Here is a 16,977-nt window from a genome sequence, read left to right as displayed (position 1 = left end):
GAATGTGACAAAGCCGTTGTGAACGGCGGTTTTTGTCACGGTGACACGAATGCCGGGGCGCGGCTTGGGCTGGCCGCCGTTCCGGCCTGCTCGCGCCGCCGGTATTCGGTTGGGCTCGCGCCTGTTACCCGCAGGAATTCGCGATTGAAGTTAGACTTGCTGATGAAGCCCGCCTCGAACATGACGCTGGTGACCGGCAGCTCGGTGCGGACGAGCTGATCGCAGGCGAAGCGGATGCGGAACTCGTTGACATATTGCGAGACGCTCATGCCGTGGATGCGGTTGACCGCCGTCGAGACGCTGCGGGCGGGCAGGCCGAGCTTGCGGGCGATGCGGCTCAGATTGAGTTCGGGATCGCGGTAAATCTGCCTGGTCTCCATCAGGCTGTCGAGATGGGCGGCAACGGCGCCATCCTCCTCGGTCGGCAGGCTGGGCGGGGGTGGCGCGGCTTCGGTTGCCGGTTGCTCCGGCTGGCTTGTTCCGGCAGCGGCCGCCGCACTGCCAAGGATCAGCAGCACGATGACATTGCCGAGCGCCACGATCTGCCCGGCATGGGCGCCGCCGGTATTGTCGAAATCCAGGCTGATGAAGACGTCGCTGAGCGCAGAGGCGATCAGGGCGACGGCCGTTACCATAAGGGAGCGATGGGAAAGGAAGGCGCCATCGAGCCGCGAGGCGACGAGGCCGTCCGCGCCGCTGCGGGAGATCCAGAGCAGGCTGAGGCCGTAGCCGAGAAAGATCAGGATCAGGCTCAGACCGACGATATCGCGCCAGAAGGCGAAGGCGAGCGCCACGCCGATCGCCGGCAGGAGATGCGGCCATTGGCGCTTCAGCGGACGCGGCGTCTCCAGTGTCAGGTCGGCGAAGCTGGCGAAAGAGAGCGGTGCGACGAGTGCCGCCAGCACTGCCTGAAACGGCATGATGGCGAGCGTGTCATAGCCCCAGCGAAAGCCGATGAGGACGGATTGCAGGGCATAGGCGGCGATCAGCGCCAGAAACAGCCGGCGGCCGGGCGCATTCCATTCCTCCGTCCGCAGCATCCTGACGAGCAGGATGAGCAGCAGCAGTGCGACGACGAAGGGTAGCGGCACGAAAATCATGGTCGGCGTCCGGATGATTGCCTTGAGGATATGAGCACGAGAATGGCCTCGATCGCAATTGCGGGCGACCCGAAACACGATCCAGGTCTCCAGAAAACTGCAGGAATTGCACCTTGGTCTCGCCGGATCTGCCGGCCTTACTCAAGGAGCAAACCGATGAGCCTCATCCTTTCCATACCGCTTTTCTTCATGACCCTGCTGTCGGCCTTCGGCGGCTCGATCACGCCGGGCGAGACATTCGATATCACCGCGATTCGCTCGATCGTCATCCGTGGCGATTCCAGCTCGATCCGGATCACCACGGATGCCGGAAGGCCCTATGAGGCCGTGACGACGGGGCGGCGCATCGGCTGGTTCTCTTCCTGGTATTCGAACTGGTTCTTCAATGCCTGCAAGGATGAGAGCCGGGTGCAGATCGACGGGACGTCGATGACGATCGATGTCGCGGTTTCGGCCTGGAGCGATATCGGCGATTGCGCGCCTGATGTTTCCGCCAATGTCCCGGCGGGGGCTTCCGTTAAGATCGACCAGCATGCCTTCATGGCGCGGCTCGACGGCAATTTCTCGAGCTTTCGCACATCGGGCAATGCTGCCGATATCACCCTCGACGGTCACGCGTCGGAGGTCGATATTTCCGGCACTGCTGTGCGGGCGAACCTCACCTATGCGTCCATTGCCAGGGACGAAAAGATCGGCATCGAGGCGACCTCGCTCGATGCCACGCTTGGGTTCGGTGCGGACGTGCCGGTCGATTACACGGTTACGGCCAAGGCATCGCTTGTCGATGCCGAGAAGCCGAGCGTGCCGGGTGCCAAGCCGCAGGTGACGATCCGGGGCGACTATGTCCGCGCCCGGATCCGCTGATCAGTAACCCTTGGCAGCACCTTCGACGGCGCGGCTATCCATGGCGCCGTAATAGCGTGCACCGCCGCCCTTTTCGATATGGGCAAGGCTCTTGCCGCCGACGAGGATGCCGGCTGCCTGGCCCCAGACCGGCGCGTCATTGCCGCCGTCGAATGTGTAGCCCATGGCAGCGAGCGTCTTTTCCGTGTCGGGCGAAAGCGCGTAGGGCTCGAGGAAGACCTTGTCCGGCTGCCATTGATGATGAATGCGCGGCGCGTTGACGGCCTGGCTGATATCCATGCCGAAATCGATGACGTTGAGGATCGCTTCCAGCGTGATGGTGATGATGCGCGAGCCGCCGGGGCTGCCGATCACCATGAAGGGCTTGCCGTCCTTGGAGATGATCGTCGGGCTCATCGAGGAGAGCGGCGTCTTCTTCGGCGCGATGGCGTTCGCCTCGCCCTGCACGAGGCCATAGAGGTTCGGCACGCCGGGTTTCGAGGTGAAATCGTCCATCTCGTTATTGAGCAGGATGCCGGTGCCGGGAGCGACGACGCCGGCGCCGAAGGAGCCGTTCAGCGTATAGGTGACGGCGACCGCATTGCCCTCGTCGTCGATGATCGAATAATGCGTCGTCTCGGTGCTTTCCTTGCCGCCGAGCGGCTTTAGGTCGGCCGACTTGCCGGCCTTGTAGGGATCGATCTTTTCACGAATCTCGGTGGCATAGCCCTTGTCGAGCAGCTTGCTCACCGGGTTGTCGACAAAGTCGGGGTCGCCGAGCGCGGCGTTGCGGTCGACATAGGCGTAGCGCATGGCTTCCACCATCGCATGCACCGTTTCGGCCGAGCCGTAGCCGAGATAGGAGAGCGGGTAGCCTTCGAGGACATTGAGAATCTCGCAGATGATGACGCCGCCGGATGAGGGCGGGGGCGAGGAGACGATGTCATAGCCGCGGTAATTGCATTCGATCGGCTTCAGCTCGCGGACGGAGTATTGCTCGAAATCCTCCTTGGCGAGGATGCCGCCCTTCGACTGGCTGGCCTTGACGATCGCCTCGGCCGGCGCGCCCTTGTAGAAGGCGTCGGGGCCCTTCTCGGAGATTGCCTGGAGTACGGTACCGAGCTCCGGCTGAACAAGCTTTTCACCGGCGGTCAGCGGCTTGCCGTCCTTCAGGAAAATCTTGGCTGCGGCCTCGTCCTTGGCGAGGCGCTTGGCGCTGTCGGCGAGGATCGCAGCATCGCCCTGCTCGAAGGTGAAGCCGTCCTTGGCGAAGGCGATGGCAGGCGCGAGAAGATCGGCGCGCGACTTGGTGCCGTATTTCTCGCGGGCGGTTTCGAAGCCCATGACGGAGCCGGGGACACCGACGGCGAGATAGCCGTCCAGGCTGGCCCGCGGCACGATATCGCCCTTGGCGTCGAGATACATGGTCTTCGTCGCGGCAAGCGGCGCGCGCTCGCGGAAATCGAGGAAGGTGGTCTTGCCGTCCTTCATGCGGATGGTCATGAAGCCGCCGCCGCCGATATTGCCGGCGGTCGGATAGACGACGGCGAGCGCATAGCCGACGGCGACTGCGGCATCGACGGCATTGCCGCCATTCTTCAAAACCTCGACCCCGACATCGGTCGCCAGATGCTGGGCGGTCACCACCATGCCATGCTGCCCTTCGACGGGCGCGGGCGAGGCGGCGAAACTGGTGGAAAGCGGGCTGAGAAAGAAGGCGAAAGCGGTGAAAAGCGAAATGGTTCGGGCCTGAAGCCGGTCCATGAGATCCCCTCCAAAAGATAAATTATCGAGTGGATATGGTTCGGCTTTTCGCCGGTGCAAGGCTTCAGGCGGCAACTGCCGCTATCTCTCCGGCAAGGCGCGCTTCCGCTACGCGTGCGGCGGCCTGCAGATCGCGCGGAAGACCGGCGATCTTTTCGAGCGCGGCGATCGCTACATCGGTCGCGAGATAATCCGGCTTGTGGCCGACGCCGCGGATCTTCACCAGCTCGGAGCCGGCGATATCGCGGGCAAGACCCTGCGAATGAAGATGCTCCCAGACGATATCGTCGCTGTCTCCTGTTATGATCACCGTCGGCGCGGCAATCTCGGGGTAGCGGTGCGATTCCGCCTCAAGATAGGCGTGGAGACGCGTGAAGTCGGCGGCGTTGTTGTAGAAGGTATCGGGGCGCAGCACGAGGGACGGGCCGGTGCTGGCGATATAGTCCGATGGCCTGAGGTTCGGGCGGAAGACGTTCAGCGTGCCCTGTTCGAGACGCCGCAGACCCATCGGCACGACGAGGGCATGATTGAACAGCCAGCCGAGAACGGGTGCCGTCGCGACGTGATAATACCAGTCGATACCGCCGGGCCATGGATGCGTCGCAGGCGCCAGAAACAACAGGCCCGCCGTCTTTTCCGGATGATGGACGCCGAAGGCGGCGGCAATGGCGCCGCCGAAGGAATGGCCGACGATGATCGCTTTCTCGATCCCGCGCTTTTCCATCAGTAGGGCGATCGCAGCGGCCTGGCCGGAAGGGATGGCGTTTTCAGGTCCGCCGCGTTCGGAATAGCCGTGGCCCGGCCGGTCGACGAAGAGCATTTCGGCGCGGCCCTGCAGCGGACGCAGGAAGGCGCCGGTCTGGTCGAGCAGATTGCCGCTGGCGCCGTGAATAAAGACGACGGGCGGCAGATCGGCAGTCTCCGGGCGCGGGAGATGCAGCGAGTTCAGGCGATAGCCGCCGACATCGATGAGTTCACCGACGTTAGGATAGGCGCGTTCGAACTGGCGAGCCTTGTAGGAACTGTAACCGATCGCGGCGGCAATGGGGGCGAGGAGGGCGGAAACTTCGGCAAGCATGGTCGGACCGGGAAGGTGTATCACTTATCCCTAAGATTGGGTGCGGCGCGCCGCCGTCAAGATCAGGTCCGGCTGCCGGCGAGTTTTTCCGAAAGGGTGTTCACCTGCTCCTGCGCCGTGCGGTTGGCGGGGAAGACGTCGAGGAAGCGTTCCCAGGCCTTCAGCGTCAGCTGGTCGTTGCCGGTGTCGTTGAGAATCGCGGCCATGCCCGACAGCGCGCCGAAATGGCGGGGGTCGAGTTCGAGCACATGCTCGATATCGGACATCGACTTGCGATAATTGCCGGAAGCGTAGTTCAAAGTGGCGCGGCGATTCCAGCTCTCGGCATAGGTCGGCTTCAGCGCGATCGCCTCATCGAGGAAATCGAGGGCGGCGGCGCTGCGCTTGTCCTCGATCGCCTTGTCGGCCCATTGCATCAGGAGATTGACGGTGGCGCTACCGGAATCGTTCCATTCCATGCGGATCTCCTGGGCGATGCCGTTCGCCTTCTCGGGATCACGCTCGCGCTTCAGCTGCGCATAGAGATTGTCGAGCCGTTGTTTGGGGGAGGCATTGGCATCCGGCTGCTCGACAATAACGTCCTTTTCCGCAGCGGCGGCAGGAGCGATTGGAGCGAGGAGACCAAGGGTCAGCGGCAGGGCCGCGGAGAGCAAAGCAAAAAAGCGCATGGCGGACAATGTAGCCCGCCAACGCACAAGATCAAAGAAAATTTGACGTGATCACCGCAGCGACCCACCGGAAAGCATGGCAGCGGCACGAATGCCGCCCAGATGCTCCGGAACGCTAGATCAGCCCTGACGAGCCTTGTAGCGCGGGTTCAGCTTGTTGATGATGTAGATGCGGCCCTTGCGGCGAACCAGACGGTTGTCACGGTGACGAGCCTTGAGCGACTTGAGCGAATTCTTGATCTTCATTTTTCTGATCCGCGATCTCTGTGGGGGAATTTCACATTCGCCCGTATCTTTAAACATTCAAAAGCGCGCTCGTGGCGCGCCTTTAGGTTGGGCAGGCAGATAACCCGATGGCATTCCTGTGTCAACCACATGAAGGCCTTTTATCCGGCAAAATCCTAGGTTTTCGCCGTCAGCACCGTCACGTGGCCCATCTTGCGGCCTGGCCGGGACTCGGTCTTGCCATAGAGATGGACAAGGGCATCCTTGCGCTTCAGCCAGTCCGGAACGGTCAGGATGTCGTCGCCGATCAGGTTCTGCATCACGCAGTCCGAATGGCGCCCGGCATCGCCGAGCGGCAGGCCGCCGACAGCGCGAATGTGCTGCTCGAAGTGGGAAACCACGCAGGCGGCCTCCGTCCAATGGCCGGAATTGTGGACGCGCGGCGCCATCTCGTTGGCAACCAGGCCGCCGTCGGCGAGCACGAAGAACTCGATGCCGATGACGCCGACATAGCCGAGCGAGGAGAGAATTTTCCCGGCAGCCTCGCGGGCGGCCTCGGCGGTGGCGTCCGAAATCGATGCCGGAATCGTCGAGGTATGGAGGATACCATTCCTGTGGACATTCTCGGCCGGATCGAAGGCAACGACGGTGCCGTCGGTCGAGCGGGCGGCAATGATCGAGACCTCACGCTCGAAGGCGACGAAGCTTTCGAGAATCAGCGGCACGCTGCCGAGCGCGGCATAGGCGCCCTCGGCGCTATCGGCCGGCGAGCGGAATACTTTCTGCCCCTTGCCGTCGTAGCCGAGGCGGCGGGTCTTGAGCACGCCCTGCCCACCGAAATCCTTGAGCGCGGCTTCCAGGTCTTCCTGGCTGTCGACGGCATGGAATTTCGCGGTCGGGATGCCGCAGTCATTGATGAAGCGCTTTTCGACCAGACGGTCCTGCGCGGCTTCCAGTGCCTTCGGCGGCGGATAGACCGGCACGCTTGCGGCGAGCGTTGCGGCGGCGGCAACGGGCACGTTCTCGAATTCGTAGGTGACGACGTCGCAGAGCCTGGCGAGCTCGGCAAGCGCTGCCGGGTCGTCATAAGCCGCGGTGATCTGGCGGTTGGACACCTGGGCGGCCGGAGAATCGGCCTGCGGCTCCAGGATGATCGTGCGGAAATTCAGCCGGGCTGCGGCCATGGCAAGCATGCGGCCGAGCTGGCCGCCGCCAATGATGCCGATCGTCTTTGCAGTCATCTGTCGTCCATCGGGTATTCGGCGATCGCGCCGCTCTGGCGTTCGCGCCATTCGTCGAGCCTGTCGGCGATATCTTCATCGGAAAGGGCGAGAACCGCGGCGGCGAGCAGCGCCGCATTGATGGCGCCTGCCTTGCCAATCGCCAGAGTGCCGACGGGAATGCCGCCCGGCATCTGCACGATCGAGAGAAGGCTGTCCTGGCCGGACATGGTTTTCGACTGAACCGGAACGCCGAAGACCGGGAGCGGCGTGAAGGCGGCCGTCATGCCCGGAAGGTGGGCTGCGCCACCGGCGCCGGCGATGATCACCTTGAAGCCTTCGTCACGCGCGTTCTTGGCGAAGTTGACCATCCGATCCGGCGTGCGGTGCGCAGAGATGATGCGCGCCTCGTAGGGAATTTCGAGCGCCTCGAGCGTGTCGGCGGCGTTCTTCATGGTTTCCCAGTCGGATTGGCTGCCCATGATGATGGCAACGGGTGGTCTGTCTGTCATCGTCAACGGCACGTCCCCTTCAGGCGATGATATCCGGGATAATCTGATCCTCGATCTTCGTCAGCTTGTCCTTGATCACAAGCTTCTTCTTCTTCATGCGCTGAACGCGCAGAGCATCGCAGCCGGTTGCAATCATGGCGTTGATCGCGGCGTCATAATCCTCGTGCTCCTGCCGCAGCCGAGCTGCGATGAGCCTGATTTCCGCCTGTTCCTGATCGGCCATTTGCATTCCCCATTACCGTCCTTGGACCTTGTCCGTTCTGCCGATGATTTCCGCAAGCTCCTATCACCAAATAGCGGTAACGGGAAGTTAGTGTTGATCATGAATTTGCCATCTAGGCACCACGTTTTCGCCTTCGACAAGCCTTCAAAAATATGTCACAGTCGAAAGGTTGACGCCTAGAACTCCAGCGATGGATGGCTGGGGAAGGCAAGAGGAAGGAAGGGTCAAATGACTGTTCAAGCTCATCTTGAGTCACTTGAGAAGAAGCATGGAGCTCTTGAGGAGGAGCTGCACGCGCTGATGACATCTCCCTCTAAGCGCGATGCAGACATTGCAGAGTGCAAGCGCAGAAAGCTGCGTATCAAGGACGAAATCCAACGTCTGAAATCTTCCGTTCACTAATGGAATAACTCGAGATCACCGGTCGATCACTTGCAGTCTTGAAGGACAAAAATCCAAACTTTAAATAGGTTTAGCAAGGGCCCGGTGGCTTTACAAAATCGTGCGTCAGTCCATTCAGTGCGGAGTTGGACTGGCGCATTTTCATTTGTAGCGGGTGCTTTACGCCCAGAACTGGTCCAGCCACAGATTGAGCCTGTCGAAGCCGCGGTTGTTGACCGCGTAGATCCGCCGCGTGCCCTCGGAGGTAACGGAGACGAGGTTCGAATCCAGAAGCGCCTTCAGGTGCTGCGAGACAGCCGGGCGGCTGATCGGAAGGGTTTCGGCGAGTTCGTTGACCGTCTTCGGCGCGCGCCTCAGCTGTTCCAGCAGGAACCGCCGGTTCGGATCTGATATCGCGGCGAAGGGGTCGATGTTCGACATGCCGAAACGCTACGTCAAAGACCGCTTTCCGGCAAGGAAATTGTGCGGTGCACCCAAGCTCGATTGTCTGCCGCTGAGCGCCCGGATTTGCTGTAAAGGCGGGCTTCGTTGTAAACCGTCAGCTCTCTTGGATGACGAGGAGATGCAGGATGGACCGCTTCACCGGTGGCTGCCTCTGCGGCAATGTCCGTTTTGCCGCGACGGGAGCGCCCTACCGCGTCGGCATTTGCCATTGTCTCGATTGCCGCAAGCATCACGGCGCCTTGTTTCATGCTTCGGCGATCTATCCTGAAGACGCAGTCGAGGTCCAAGGCGAGACGGGGAGCTATGCCGGCCGCTTCTTCTGCCCGCGCTGCGGGTCTCCGGTCTTTGGCCGCAGCGGCGATGAGATCGAGCTGAACCTTGGTTCGCTCGACGAACCCAATCAGTTCAAGCCGACCTACGAGCTCTGGACCATCCGCCGCGAGGCGTGGCTGCCGGCGTTCCCCTGGGCCCGGAGCTATGAACGCGACCGCGACAATGCCGGTCGATCGGAAGACTAGAAACCGAGACCTTCTCGCATGATGAGGAACGCGGCAATCATCGCCATGGCATACATGAACGGATAGAAAATCTCCGGCTTCATGCGGCGCACGCACCAGGCGCCGGCGATCGTCGCCAGCGGCGCGAAGGGCAGCAGGGTCATCGAGGTGACGAGGTTCTTGGTGTCGAGCTGCCCGAGCGCGAAATAGGGGATCAGCTTCACGGCATTGAGGATGGCGAAGAAACGGACGCTGGTGCCGGTGAATTCGCGCGGCGGCAGCTTCAGCGGCAGGGCATAGATCTGGAACGGTGCGCCGCCGGCATGGGCGACGAAGCTGCCATATCCCGACAGCGTCCCCCAGGCGCTCGCAAGGATCGGGCGCTGGCCGCGCGGCGGCACGACTTTTCCGGCGCCGGGGCCGAAATTGTTCCAGAAGTAGCGGAGGCAAAAGAGCACGGTAACCGTGCCGATGACGATGCGCAGCGCATTGCCGGGAATGAGTGCGGATGTCGCCCAGCCGAGCGCGATGCCGAAGAGAGCGCCGGGAAGCATGATCTTCAACGTCGTCCAGTCGCCATGCTGGCGCCAGATGATCAGCGAGATGATGTCCATGAAAACGAGGATCGGCAACAGGATGGCGGCCGCTTCGACCGGCGAGACGACGAGGGCGAGGAAGGGAACGCCGATCAGCGAAAGGGCATCTCCCATGCCGCCTTTCGCGAGGCCAACGAGCAGCACGGCGGGCACTGCCGCATAAAAGAATGACAGTTCCGGCAGCATGCTTTTCAAGTCCTCCCCTTGCCAGCCTCGTCTATCGGAATTACTCACACAAAACGAGTGCGGATTTACCGCCTGCTGGCGGAATCGGCAGAAAATGGAAAGACTTCATGAGCACCGAACCAGAAAACCGCTGCCGCCTGGTCCTGATCGCGCCTGACATTGCAGACGCCGACGAGAGGGCGAAGATTGTTGGCGATGCGCTGAAAGGCGGAGATGTCGCCTCGGTGATCGTGCCGCAATACGGCCTCGACGACGGCGTTTTCCAGAAGCACGCCGAAAAGCTGGTGCCGATCATCCAGGAAGCGGGCGCGGCTGCCCTGATCGCCGGCGACAGCCGCATCGTCGGCCGCGCGAAGGCCGATGGCCTGCATCTGACCGGCCCGGCTGCCGAGATCGCCGAAGCGATCGACAAATATGCCGACAAGCTGATCGTCGGCGGTGGCAATGCCACCGATCGCCACAATGCGCTGGAGATCGGCGAGGAACGTCCCGACTACATCTTCTTCGGCAAGCTCGACGGCGACATCAAGCCGGAAGCGCATCCGAAGAACGTCGCGCTCGGCGAATGGTGGGCGTCGATGATTGAAATTCCCTGCATGGTGATGGGCGGAACCGATCCTGCTTCGGCGCTCGTGGTTGCCGAATCCGGCGCCGAGTTCGTGGCGTTGCGGCTTGCCGTTTTCGCCGATCCGGCGCAGGCGCCGGCGATCGTTGCGCAGGTCAACGCACTTCTTGACGAAAAAGCGCCACGGTTTGAGGATTGAAGTCGCGCTTATGCCGATCCGCGCTGTCCACATTCGCCGTCTGATTCTCGCCGCTGCCGCGTTTTCCGCGTCCATTCCCTATGCGGCGATGGCCCAGACGATCGACAATGTGGTGACACGGCCGGTTGGCGGCGATGCCGAACCGCTGAAGAAGGGCCGTCCGCCGGAAGGTGTGCAGCCCTCGACTGGTCTCGGCGTTCTCGATCGCATGGGCGCGAAACTTCCCGACCTGCCGCCGGAGAAGGACTACAAGGGGCCGGTCGACGAGGCCTATGGCGCCTATCAGCGCGGCTATTATCTGACGGCGATGCAGCTTGCACTGCCGCGCGCCCAGCTTGGCGATCCCGCCGCACAGACGCTGGTTGCCGAAATCCAGTATGCCGGTCTCGGTGTGCGCCGCGATCCGAAGAGCTCTGCTTTCTGGTACGGCAAGGCAGCCGAAGGCGGCGATGGCGCGGCGATGTTCAAATATGCGCTGATGCTGATGGCCGGCGAAGTCGTGCCGCGCGACAAGACCAAGGCCGACGAATACATGAAGAAGGCTGCCGACTCCGGCAATTCTTCCGCGCAGTTTAACTGGGGCCAGATCATCACTTCCGACCATCCGGGAGAGGATGGGCTGAAACTCGCTCTGCCCTATTACGAAAAATCGGCGGAGCAGGGCATTGCCGATGCCCAATATGCTGTCGCCGAACTCTATTCGACATTACCCGGCCTCCCGGAAGAGAAGCGCCGTCTTGCACGTCCCTGGATGGCGCGTGCGGCCCATGCCGGTTTCGATACCGCGCAGGTCGATCTTGCGGTCTGGATGGTCAACGGCCAGAACGGTCCGCGCGATTTCGTGCACGGCTTCCAATGGATGCAGCTTGCCGCCAACCGCGGCAACGTGGTGGCACAGAACAAGCTCGCGCATCTCTATATCTACGCGCTTGGCACCAAGCCTGATCCGATTGAAGCGGCCAAATGGTATGTGCTGTCGCGCCGGGCCGGTCTGCCCGATCCCGAGCTCGAAGATTTCTATCTTGGGATCGAGGATGATCAGCAACAGGTGGCCATCGACCGGGCGAACAAATTCCGCCGCCTTCCGTAGGCGTTAAGTCCTAGAACAGCGCGTCGGCGAAGAGGTCTTCGTCGTCACCGGCAGCCGCCGGCGCTGCCGCAGCGGCCGGTGCCGCTTCTTCTTCGATGGCCGGAATGATGGCGCGGTGGACGTTGCGTTCCTGAACCATCGTGTAGAGCTTGAAGATCTTGCGGTCGAGCGGAGCGATCAACTCGGCGATGTCGTCGATATTGGCGATTTCCATTCCGGCGACGTCTTCGAGAACGGTGGCGCAGCGCACCAGCGTTTCACCGAGATCGTGTTCGAAATCGAGCTTGCCGATCATCAGGGTGATCTTGTTGGCGACCTCACGGCCGTGCTCGGCCAGAACCTTCAGTTCCTCTTCCATCATGTCCGCGCCCGAGCGGATGCTGCCGACGGCTGCCGTCAAGCTCTCGGCGAGACCGCCGGAATTGCCGCCTGCGGCAGGGGCCATGTTGCCCGCCGCTGCTTCGAGCGCCGGCAGGCCGTTGACGATCGCATCGGCGGAATCGTCGAGCTTGCTTGCGAAGATGCGAAGCTCCGCGGTCACGACATTGATCGACTTGCCCTCTTCACCGAGACGGCTGCAGCGTAGGTTGGTGTTCAGTGCCATGTAGTTGATGTCGGTCTTGACGGCGCGGATATTGCCGATCGCTTCCAAAAGCTTGGCCGCGGTGCCGAGCGTCGACTGGCTGACCTGGTCGGCCTGACGGCTGGAGGCATCCACCTGCTTGACGATCTCGTGGGCGGCCGAAACGCTGGATTCCAGGGCGCGCATGAAATTGCCTTCGCCGCCGCCAGCCATCTGGTCGCGCAGCTTCATGATCTCGTGCGTGTCGTGGCCGAAGCTCTTGATTGTCTGCACGACATTCTGCGAGTCGCGGCTGAAATCGGCGGACATTTCCGCCATCTGTGCTGCGGTCAAATGATTGATGACATTGCGCAGCCGCTCGCGCTGGTCGGCATTCAGTGCCCCGCCATCGCCATCGAGGAATTCGTCGAGCAGCGAGAAGGTGCTCTGGACGTGCTCGATGCGCTGGCGGGTGATGTCGCCGATCTGCAGGGCCGAAAGGGTGGAGGCGACCTTGGACTGGACGCCGCGGGCTATCGCGCCGACTTCGCGGGCGATGACGCCGAGCTTCTGGCGGTGTTCGGCGATCTTCTGCGCATCCTGGCGCAGCGCGCCGGCAACGGCGGGCACGGTTTCCGAATAGCTCTTCGACAGGTTGGCGCCGACGCTCAGCGCCAGCTTTACTTCCTTTTGCAGGCTATCAAGGTGGCCGGCGAAGCGATTGACTTCCTCGGTGCCGGAATAGATGCGCTCAAGAATTTCCTGCGCGAAGCCGGCGAATTCCGGGAGACCGGCGCCGGTGATCTTTACCGTCACGGCGAAGGTGCGGAGATAACGCATGGTCTCCTGCATCTCGGCGATATGCTTGTGCAGGCCGCTGCCGGTTTCGGCGAGCGTCGCAAGTGCCGTCTGGCGCGCCTGTTCGGTGACCGGCAGGGCGGTCAGGCTTTCGACGGTGGCGCGCAGATCAGCGTCGGCATTGCTCGACTGATTATTGTCGAGAGCCTTGGTGATGTTATCGAGGGAATTCAGCAAACGGTTGAGAACGTCCATGACGGACAGCAGCACCGTGCCGCCTTCCAGGAAGCGTTCTTCGACTTGGCTGCGCGCGGTTTCGAGCGTCTGACTGACCTCCGTACCGGTGGTCAACTCTATCGCCTGTGCCGATCCTGCCCCGTTTGCCACGTTGTTCCCTTTACTTATTACTTCTGCAAAACTGATGCTATTTTTACGGGCAGGATGGAAATGAGGGGTAAACGCCGCCGACTCGCCTGCGTTGTGATTAACGATGCGTAAAAAATGCGGAGCCTTTCTCGTTAGAAAGCTCTCATGTTAATTTAACAATATGATTTTGCTTATAAAAAATACCCATAAAAATTGCCGACTATAACTTATCTTGGGTAAGAATTTGGGAGTCGGGACTCGCGGCAATTGTAGATCGGTTACAACCACAGTTTACTCCCCGTTAAGCCTGTCATGAGAGTCCTTTAGAGGAATAAAAGTATTTCTCATGCCTCGGGGGCTGTCTTGAGCGGCGATAATCAGCATCGCGATTCTATATCATTGCCTGAAGTTCTAAGTATCAGGAATGTATTGGATCTTAGCGCGACAATTTCTAGTGAAATCGAAAGTAAAGATCGAATTATACTAAAAATTCCATCGAGTGCGGAGGCCGATCTGAGCTTCGTGCAACTCGTGGAATCCGCGCGCCGCCAGGCCAAGCTGCAAGGCAAGACCCTGACGCTCTCGTCCCCTGTTGGCGAGCGTATTCTCAAGGTTCTCGAACGCGCCGGCTTCGTCGAAGCCTTCACCGCCGAGGACGCGAAGTTCTGGTTGCATAAAGAGGTTACAGCATGAGCGCCAATATCCTGACAGTCGACGATTCCGCCAGCATCCGGCTGACGACCAAGGTCACGCTGACCAATGCGGGCTATACCATCACCGAGGCGGTCAACGGTGCCGAAGGTCTGGCAACCGCGCAGACCGCGCAGTTCGACCTGATCGTCACCGATCTGAACATGCCTGTCATGGACGGCCTGACGATGATCGAGGAGCTGCGCAAGCTGCCGAGCCAGGCGGGCGTGCCGATCATCTTCCTCACCACCGAGTCCGATGCCGATCTCAAGGCCCGCGCCAAGGCGGCCGGTGCCACCGGCTGGCTGACCAAGCCGTTCGATCCTGAAAACCTCGTGAAGATCGTCAAGAAAGTTCTCGGCAGATGAGCACGCTCGATCCGGTCGCAGTATTCCGCACGGAAGCCGCCGAATGCCTCGAGGCAATCGAGGCCGGGCTTCTCGATCTCACCCACCAGCTCGACGACAAGGGCCTCGTCGATGCCGTCTTCCGCGGCCTGCACACCCTCAAGGGTTCCGGCGCGATGTTCGGCTTCGAGGCGCTCGCAGCCTTCACGCATCACTGCGAGACGGCATTCGACCGCGTCCGCAAGGGCGAAGTTCCGGCAACCGCCGAACTGGTGGCGGCGGTACTGGCGGCGCAGGATCACATGCGCGCGCTCGTCGATCAGCCCGACGCCGACCACGGCGATACCGGGCAGAAACTGCTTGCCCAGCTGCAGGCCGCCGTCGGCGGTTCCGCGGCACCGAAGGAAGCGGCACCTGCTGTAGCGGTACCTGCAGCCGTTGCTGCACCTGCTCCGCAGAAGAAGCTCAATCACTGGCGCATCCGCTTCAGCCTGCCGTCCAATGCGATGGCGAACGGCACCAATCCGCTCGGCCTGCTCGACGAGCTGCGCGAGCTCGGCGAATGCACGGTGCGCGCCAATACGGCCGGTATCCCGCCGCTTGGCGAATTCGTGGCGAACGAACTCTACATCTCCTGGGAAGTGACGCTGAAGAGCGAGCAGGACCGTTCGGCGATCGACGACGTCTTCATCTTCGTGATGGACGACATGGAGCTCGAAGTCGTCGATATCGATGACGCCGCCCAGGCTCCCGCGCCTGTCGCAGCCGAGCCGGTCAAGGCCGCCGAGCCCGCACCGGTCGCGGCGCCCGTTGCCGCACCGCAGGCTGCCGCCGCTCCGGCCTTCAAGCCGGTCGAGGCCGTTCCGGTCAAGCGCGATGCGCCGGCCGCTGCCGCCGTCGACAGCCGCCAGGCGAAGGCACAGGAGAACGTCCGTGTTCCTGCCGAGCGCCTCGACGAACTGATGGACCGCGTCGGCGAGCTCGTCATCGCGCAGTCTCGCCTCAGCCAGCTGGCAAGCTCAAGCTCGGATATCGCACTGCGCTCCGTCTCCGAAGAAATCGAGCGCCTGTCCGGCGAGCTTCGCGACACGATGATGGTGCTGCGCATGGTGCCGGTCGCCACGCTCTTCTCGCGCTTCCGCCGCCTCGTTCACGATCTTGCCCGCGAAACCGGCAAGTCGATCGAACTGATCACGGAAGGCGAAAGCACCGAAGTCGACAAGACGGTCATCGAGCGCCTTGCCGATCCGCTCGTTCATCTTGTGCGCAACTCGATCGACCACGGCCTCGAAACCCCGGCCGACCGCCTTGCCGCCGGCAAGAGCGAAGCCGGCACGGTGACGCTGTCCGCCCGCCAGTCGGGCGGTGAAGTGATCATCTCGATCAAGGACGATGGCCGCGGCATCAACCGCGAACGGGTCCGCGCCAAGGCGGAATCCTCCGGTCTCATCGCGCCCGGCCAGCAACTTTCCGATCAGGAACTGCTGCAGCTGATCTTCGCACCGGGTTTTTCGACGGCTGCGACGATCACCAATCTCTCCGGCCGCGGCGTCGGCATGGATGTCGTCAAGAAGACGGTCGAGGCGCTGCGTGGCGCGATCGATATCGAGAGCCGCCCGGGCGAGGGTTCGGAAGTCTCGTTGCGCATCCCGCTGACGCTGGCGATCATCGACGGCCTTCTCGTCCGTGTCGGCTCCGGTCGCTACGTCATCCCGCTCTCGGCGGTCGAGGAATGCCTCGAACTGTCGCTGGAAGAGGATCTGCGTTCGCGCGGCCGCAGCTTCATCTCGCTGCGTGACAGCCTGGTGCCGTTCCTGCGCCTTCGCGATCTCTTCCGCACTGGCACCAAGCCGGATGTGCATCAGAAGGTCGTGGTCATCTCGACCGGCACGGAGCGCGTCGGTCTCGTCGTCGACCAGATCATCGGCGACCACCAGACGGTCATCAAGTCGATGTCGAAGCTGCACAACGACGTGGTGACCTTCTCCGGCGCCACCATTCTCGGCGACGGCAGCGTCGCCCTCATTCTCGACGTCGGCCATCTCGTGGCCGCCGGTCAGCAACAGGAAGCGCAGATGAGGGTCGCAGGATGAGCGCCGTAGCCGAACGTGTAGACCAGCATTGGGCCTATGCCGAAGAAGTCGAGGTCCTGACCTTCGACATGAACGGCGAGACCTTCGCTCTCGAGGCCGTCATGGTTCAGGAAATCCTGGATCTGCTGCCGGAGACCGCTGTGCCCGGCGCCCAGTCCTATGTGGCGAGCGTCATCAATTTCCGCGGCAAGGTCATTCCGCTGGCGGACCTGCGCCTCGCCTTCGGCATGGAGGCGACGGAAGCGACGATCGACAGCCGCATCATCGTTATCGAAATCGACCTGCAGGGCGAGCGCACGCTCGTTGGCCTCAGGACGGACAAGGTGAATGAAGTCACCACGCTCGCAAAGACGGCGAGCGAACCACCGCCAAGTGTCGGCATGCGCTGGCGCGCCGACTACATCAATTGCCTCGTCAAGCGGGGAGGGGAGTTCATCATCATCCCCAATCTGCAGGCAATCTTCTCCGCCCGGCACGACAGCGCCGGCAACTCAAACTGAAACGCCGTT

Annotated in this window: 20 protein-coding genes; 9 read left to right on the top strand and 11 right to left on the bottom strand. The window is 61.9% G+C overall.

Annotated features, from left to right (window positions below):
• Positions 1–35: 35 nt before the first annotated feature.
• Positions 36–1,100 carry a helix-turn-helix domain-containing protein gene (locus ACODR6_RS27025; protein ID WP_489025421.1) on the bottom strand — a complete coding sequence of 355 codons (1,065 nt, stop codon included), beginning with the start codon at positions 1,098–1,100 and terminating at the stop codon, positions 36–38.
• A 156-nt stretch (positions 1,101–1,256) separates the two neighbouring features.
• Here ACODR6_RS27025 and ACODR6_RS27020 point away from each other — a divergent pair, with 156 nt between their 5' ends.
• Positions 1,257–1,964: a hypothetical protein gene (locus tag ACODR6_RS27020; RefSeq protein WP_199629028.1), complete on the top strand. Its 708-nt coding sequence runs from the start codon at positions 1,257–1,259 to the stop codon at positions 1,962–1,964.
• Here the strand turns inward: ACODR6_RS27020 and ggt are convergent, their stop codons facing one another.
• From ggt to ACODR6_RS26985, 7 genes are all read right to left on the bottom strand, one after another.
• Entirely contained in the window at positions 1,965–3,707 is a 1,743-nt protein-coding gene (gene ggt, locus ACODR6_RS27015) for a gamma-glutamyltransferase (protein ID WP_489025418.1), read from the bottom strand. It lies immediately after the preceding gene.
• A 64-nt stretch (positions 3,708–3,771) separates the two neighbouring features.
• A complete protein-coding gene (locus tag ACODR6_RS27010) occupies positions 3,772–4,785 on the bottom strand; it encodes an alpha/beta fold hydrolase (protein ID WP_203428054.1) in 1,014 nt (337 codons plus the stop codon).
• A 62-nt stretch (positions 4,786–4,847) separates the two neighbouring features.
• Entirely contained in the window at positions 4,848–5,462 is a 615-nt protein-coding gene (locus tag ACODR6_RS27005; protein ID WP_112719908.1) for a tetratricopeptide repeat protein, read from the bottom strand.
• 111 nt (positions 5,463–5,573) lie between these two features.
• Positions 5,574–5,699, bottom strand: a complete 126-nt coding sequence (gene ykgO, locus ACODR6_RS27000; RefSeq protein ID WP_003582204.1) for a type B 50S ribosomal protein L36 — start codon at positions 5,697–5,699, stop codon at positions 5,574–5,576.
• Positions 5,700–5,854: 155 nt separating this feature from the next.
• Positions 5,855–6,919 carry a 5-(carboxyamino)imidazole ribonucleotide synthase gene (locus ACODR6_RS26995; protein WP_489025415.1) on the bottom strand — a complete coding sequence of 355 codons (1,065 nt, stop codon included), beginning with the start codon at positions 6,917–6,919 and terminating at the stop codon, positions 5,855–5,857.
• The gene (gene purE / locus ACODR6_RS26990) at positions 6,916–7,410 is read right to left on the bottom strand and encodes a 5-(carboxyamino)imidazole ribonucleotide mutase (protein WP_112719906.1); all 495 of its coding nucleotides are present in this window, start codon (positions 7,408–7,410) and stop codon (positions 6,916–6,918) included. Before purE ends, ACODR6_RS26995 begins: the two co-directional genes overlap by 4 nt.
• Before the next feature lie 19 nt (positions 7,411–7,429).
• Positions 7,430–7,633 carry a YdcH family protein gene (locus tag ACODR6_RS26985; RefSeq protein ID WP_130282062.1) on the bottom strand — a complete coding sequence of 68 codons (204 nt, stop codon included), beginning with the start codon at positions 7,631–7,633 and terminating at the stop codon, positions 7,430–7,432.
• Between the two features lie 228 nt (positions 7,634–7,861).
• On the opposite strand from ACODR6_RS26985, the gene ACODR6_RS26980 reads away from it, so the two are divergent.
• On the top strand, positions 7,862–8,035 hold the full coding sequence (locus tag ACODR6_RS26980; RefSeq protein ID WP_112719904.1) for a YdcH family protein: 174 nt from the start codon (positions 7,862–7,864) through the stop codon (positions 8,033–8,035).
• Positions 8,036–8,194: 159 nt separating this feature from the next.
• Here ACODR6_RS26980 and ACODR6_RS26975 read toward each other — a convergent pair whose 3' ends face one another.
• The gene (locus tag ACODR6_RS26975) at positions 8,195–8,455 is read right to left on the bottom strand and encodes an ArsR/SmtB family transcription factor (protein WP_112719903.1); all 261 of its coding nucleotides are present in this window, start codon (positions 8,453–8,455) and stop codon (positions 8,195–8,197) included.
• Between the two features lie 149 nt (positions 8,456–8,604).
• Here ACODR6_RS26975 and ACODR6_RS26970 point away from each other — a divergent pair, with 149 nt between their 5' ends.
• Entirely contained in the window at positions 8,605–8,997 is a 393-nt protein-coding gene (locus ACODR6_RS26970) for a GFA family protein (RefSeq protein ID WP_489025412.1), read from the top strand.
• On the opposite strand, the gene ACODR6_RS26965 is transcribed toward ACODR6_RS26970, so the two are convergent.
• The gene (locus ACODR6_RS26965) at positions 8,994–9,758 is read right to left on the bottom strand and encodes a sulfite exporter TauE/SafE family protein (RefSeq protein ID WP_112719901.1); all 765 of its coding nucleotides are present in this window, start codon (positions 9,756–9,758) and stop codon (positions 8,994–8,996) included. The genes ACODR6_RS26970 and ACODR6_RS26965 overlap by 4 nt on opposite strands.
• Before the next feature lie 107 nt (positions 9,759–9,865).
• On the opposite strand from ACODR6_RS26965, the gene ACODR6_RS26960 reads away from it, so the two are divergent.
• Both ACODR6_RS26960 and ACODR6_RS26955 read left to right on the top strand, forming a co-directional pair.
• Positions 9,866–10,522, top strand: coding sequence for a thiamine phosphate synthase (locus ACODR6_RS26960; protein ID WP_130282058.1), 657 nt, complete (start codon positions 9,866–9,868; stop codon positions 10,520–10,522).
• 10 nt (positions 10,523–10,532) lie between these two features.
• Positions 10,533–11,612, top strand: a complete 1,080-nt coding sequence (locus tag ACODR6_RS26955) for a tetratricopeptide repeat protein (RefSeq protein WP_489025411.1) — start codon at positions 10,533–10,535, stop codon at positions 11,610–11,612.
• Positions 11,613–11,622: 10 nt separating this feature from the next.
• Here ACODR6_RS26955 and ACODR6_RS26950 read toward each other — a convergent pair whose 3' ends face one another.
• Positions 11,623–13,359, bottom strand: coding sequence for a chemotaxis protein (locus ACODR6_RS26950; RefSeq protein WP_489025409.1), 1,737 nt, complete (start codon positions 13,357–13,359; stop codon positions 11,623–11,625).
• A gap of 342 nt (positions 13,360–13,701) precedes the next feature.
• On the opposite strand from ACODR6_RS26950, the gene ACODR6_RS26945 reads away from it, so the two are divergent.
• The 4 genes from ACODR6_RS26945 to ACODR6_RS26930 are packed head-to-tail and all read left to right on the top strand — an operon-like array spanning position 13,702 to position 16,968.
• Positions 13,702–14,031, top strand: coding sequence for an STAS domain-containing protein (locus ACODR6_RS26945; RefSeq protein WP_489025407.1), 330 nt, complete (start codon positions 13,702–13,704; stop codon positions 14,029–14,031).
• Positions 14,028–14,396 carry a response regulator gene (locus ACODR6_RS26940; protein WP_112719896.1) on the top strand — a complete coding sequence of 123 codons (369 nt, stop codon included), beginning with the start codon at positions 14,028–14,030 and terminating at the stop codon, positions 14,394–14,396. The genes ACODR6_RS26945 and ACODR6_RS26940 overlap by 4 nt, the downstream gene beginning before the upstream one ends.
• Positions 14,393–16,468: a chemotaxis protein CheA gene (locus ACODR6_RS26935; protein WP_489025405.1), complete on the top strand. Its 2,076-nt coding sequence runs from the start codon at positions 14,393–14,395 to the stop codon at positions 16,466–16,468. The genes ACODR6_RS26940 and ACODR6_RS26935 overlap by 4 nt, the downstream gene beginning before the upstream one ends.
• On the top strand, positions 16,465–16,968 hold the full coding sequence (locus ACODR6_RS26930) for a chemotaxis protein CheW (RefSeq protein WP_112719894.1): 504 nt from the start codon (positions 16,465–16,467) through the stop codon (positions 16,966–16,968). The genes ACODR6_RS26935 and ACODR6_RS26930 overlap by 4 nt, the downstream gene beginning before the upstream one ends.
• The last annotated feature ends 9 nt before the right edge of the window (positions 16,969–16,977 follow it).

It is taken from the genome of Rhizobium sp. FG96 (genome assembly GCF_057808655.1).
Note: the sequence above shows the minus strand (reverse complement) of the source record. Positions and strands in the feature narration are given on the sequence as shown.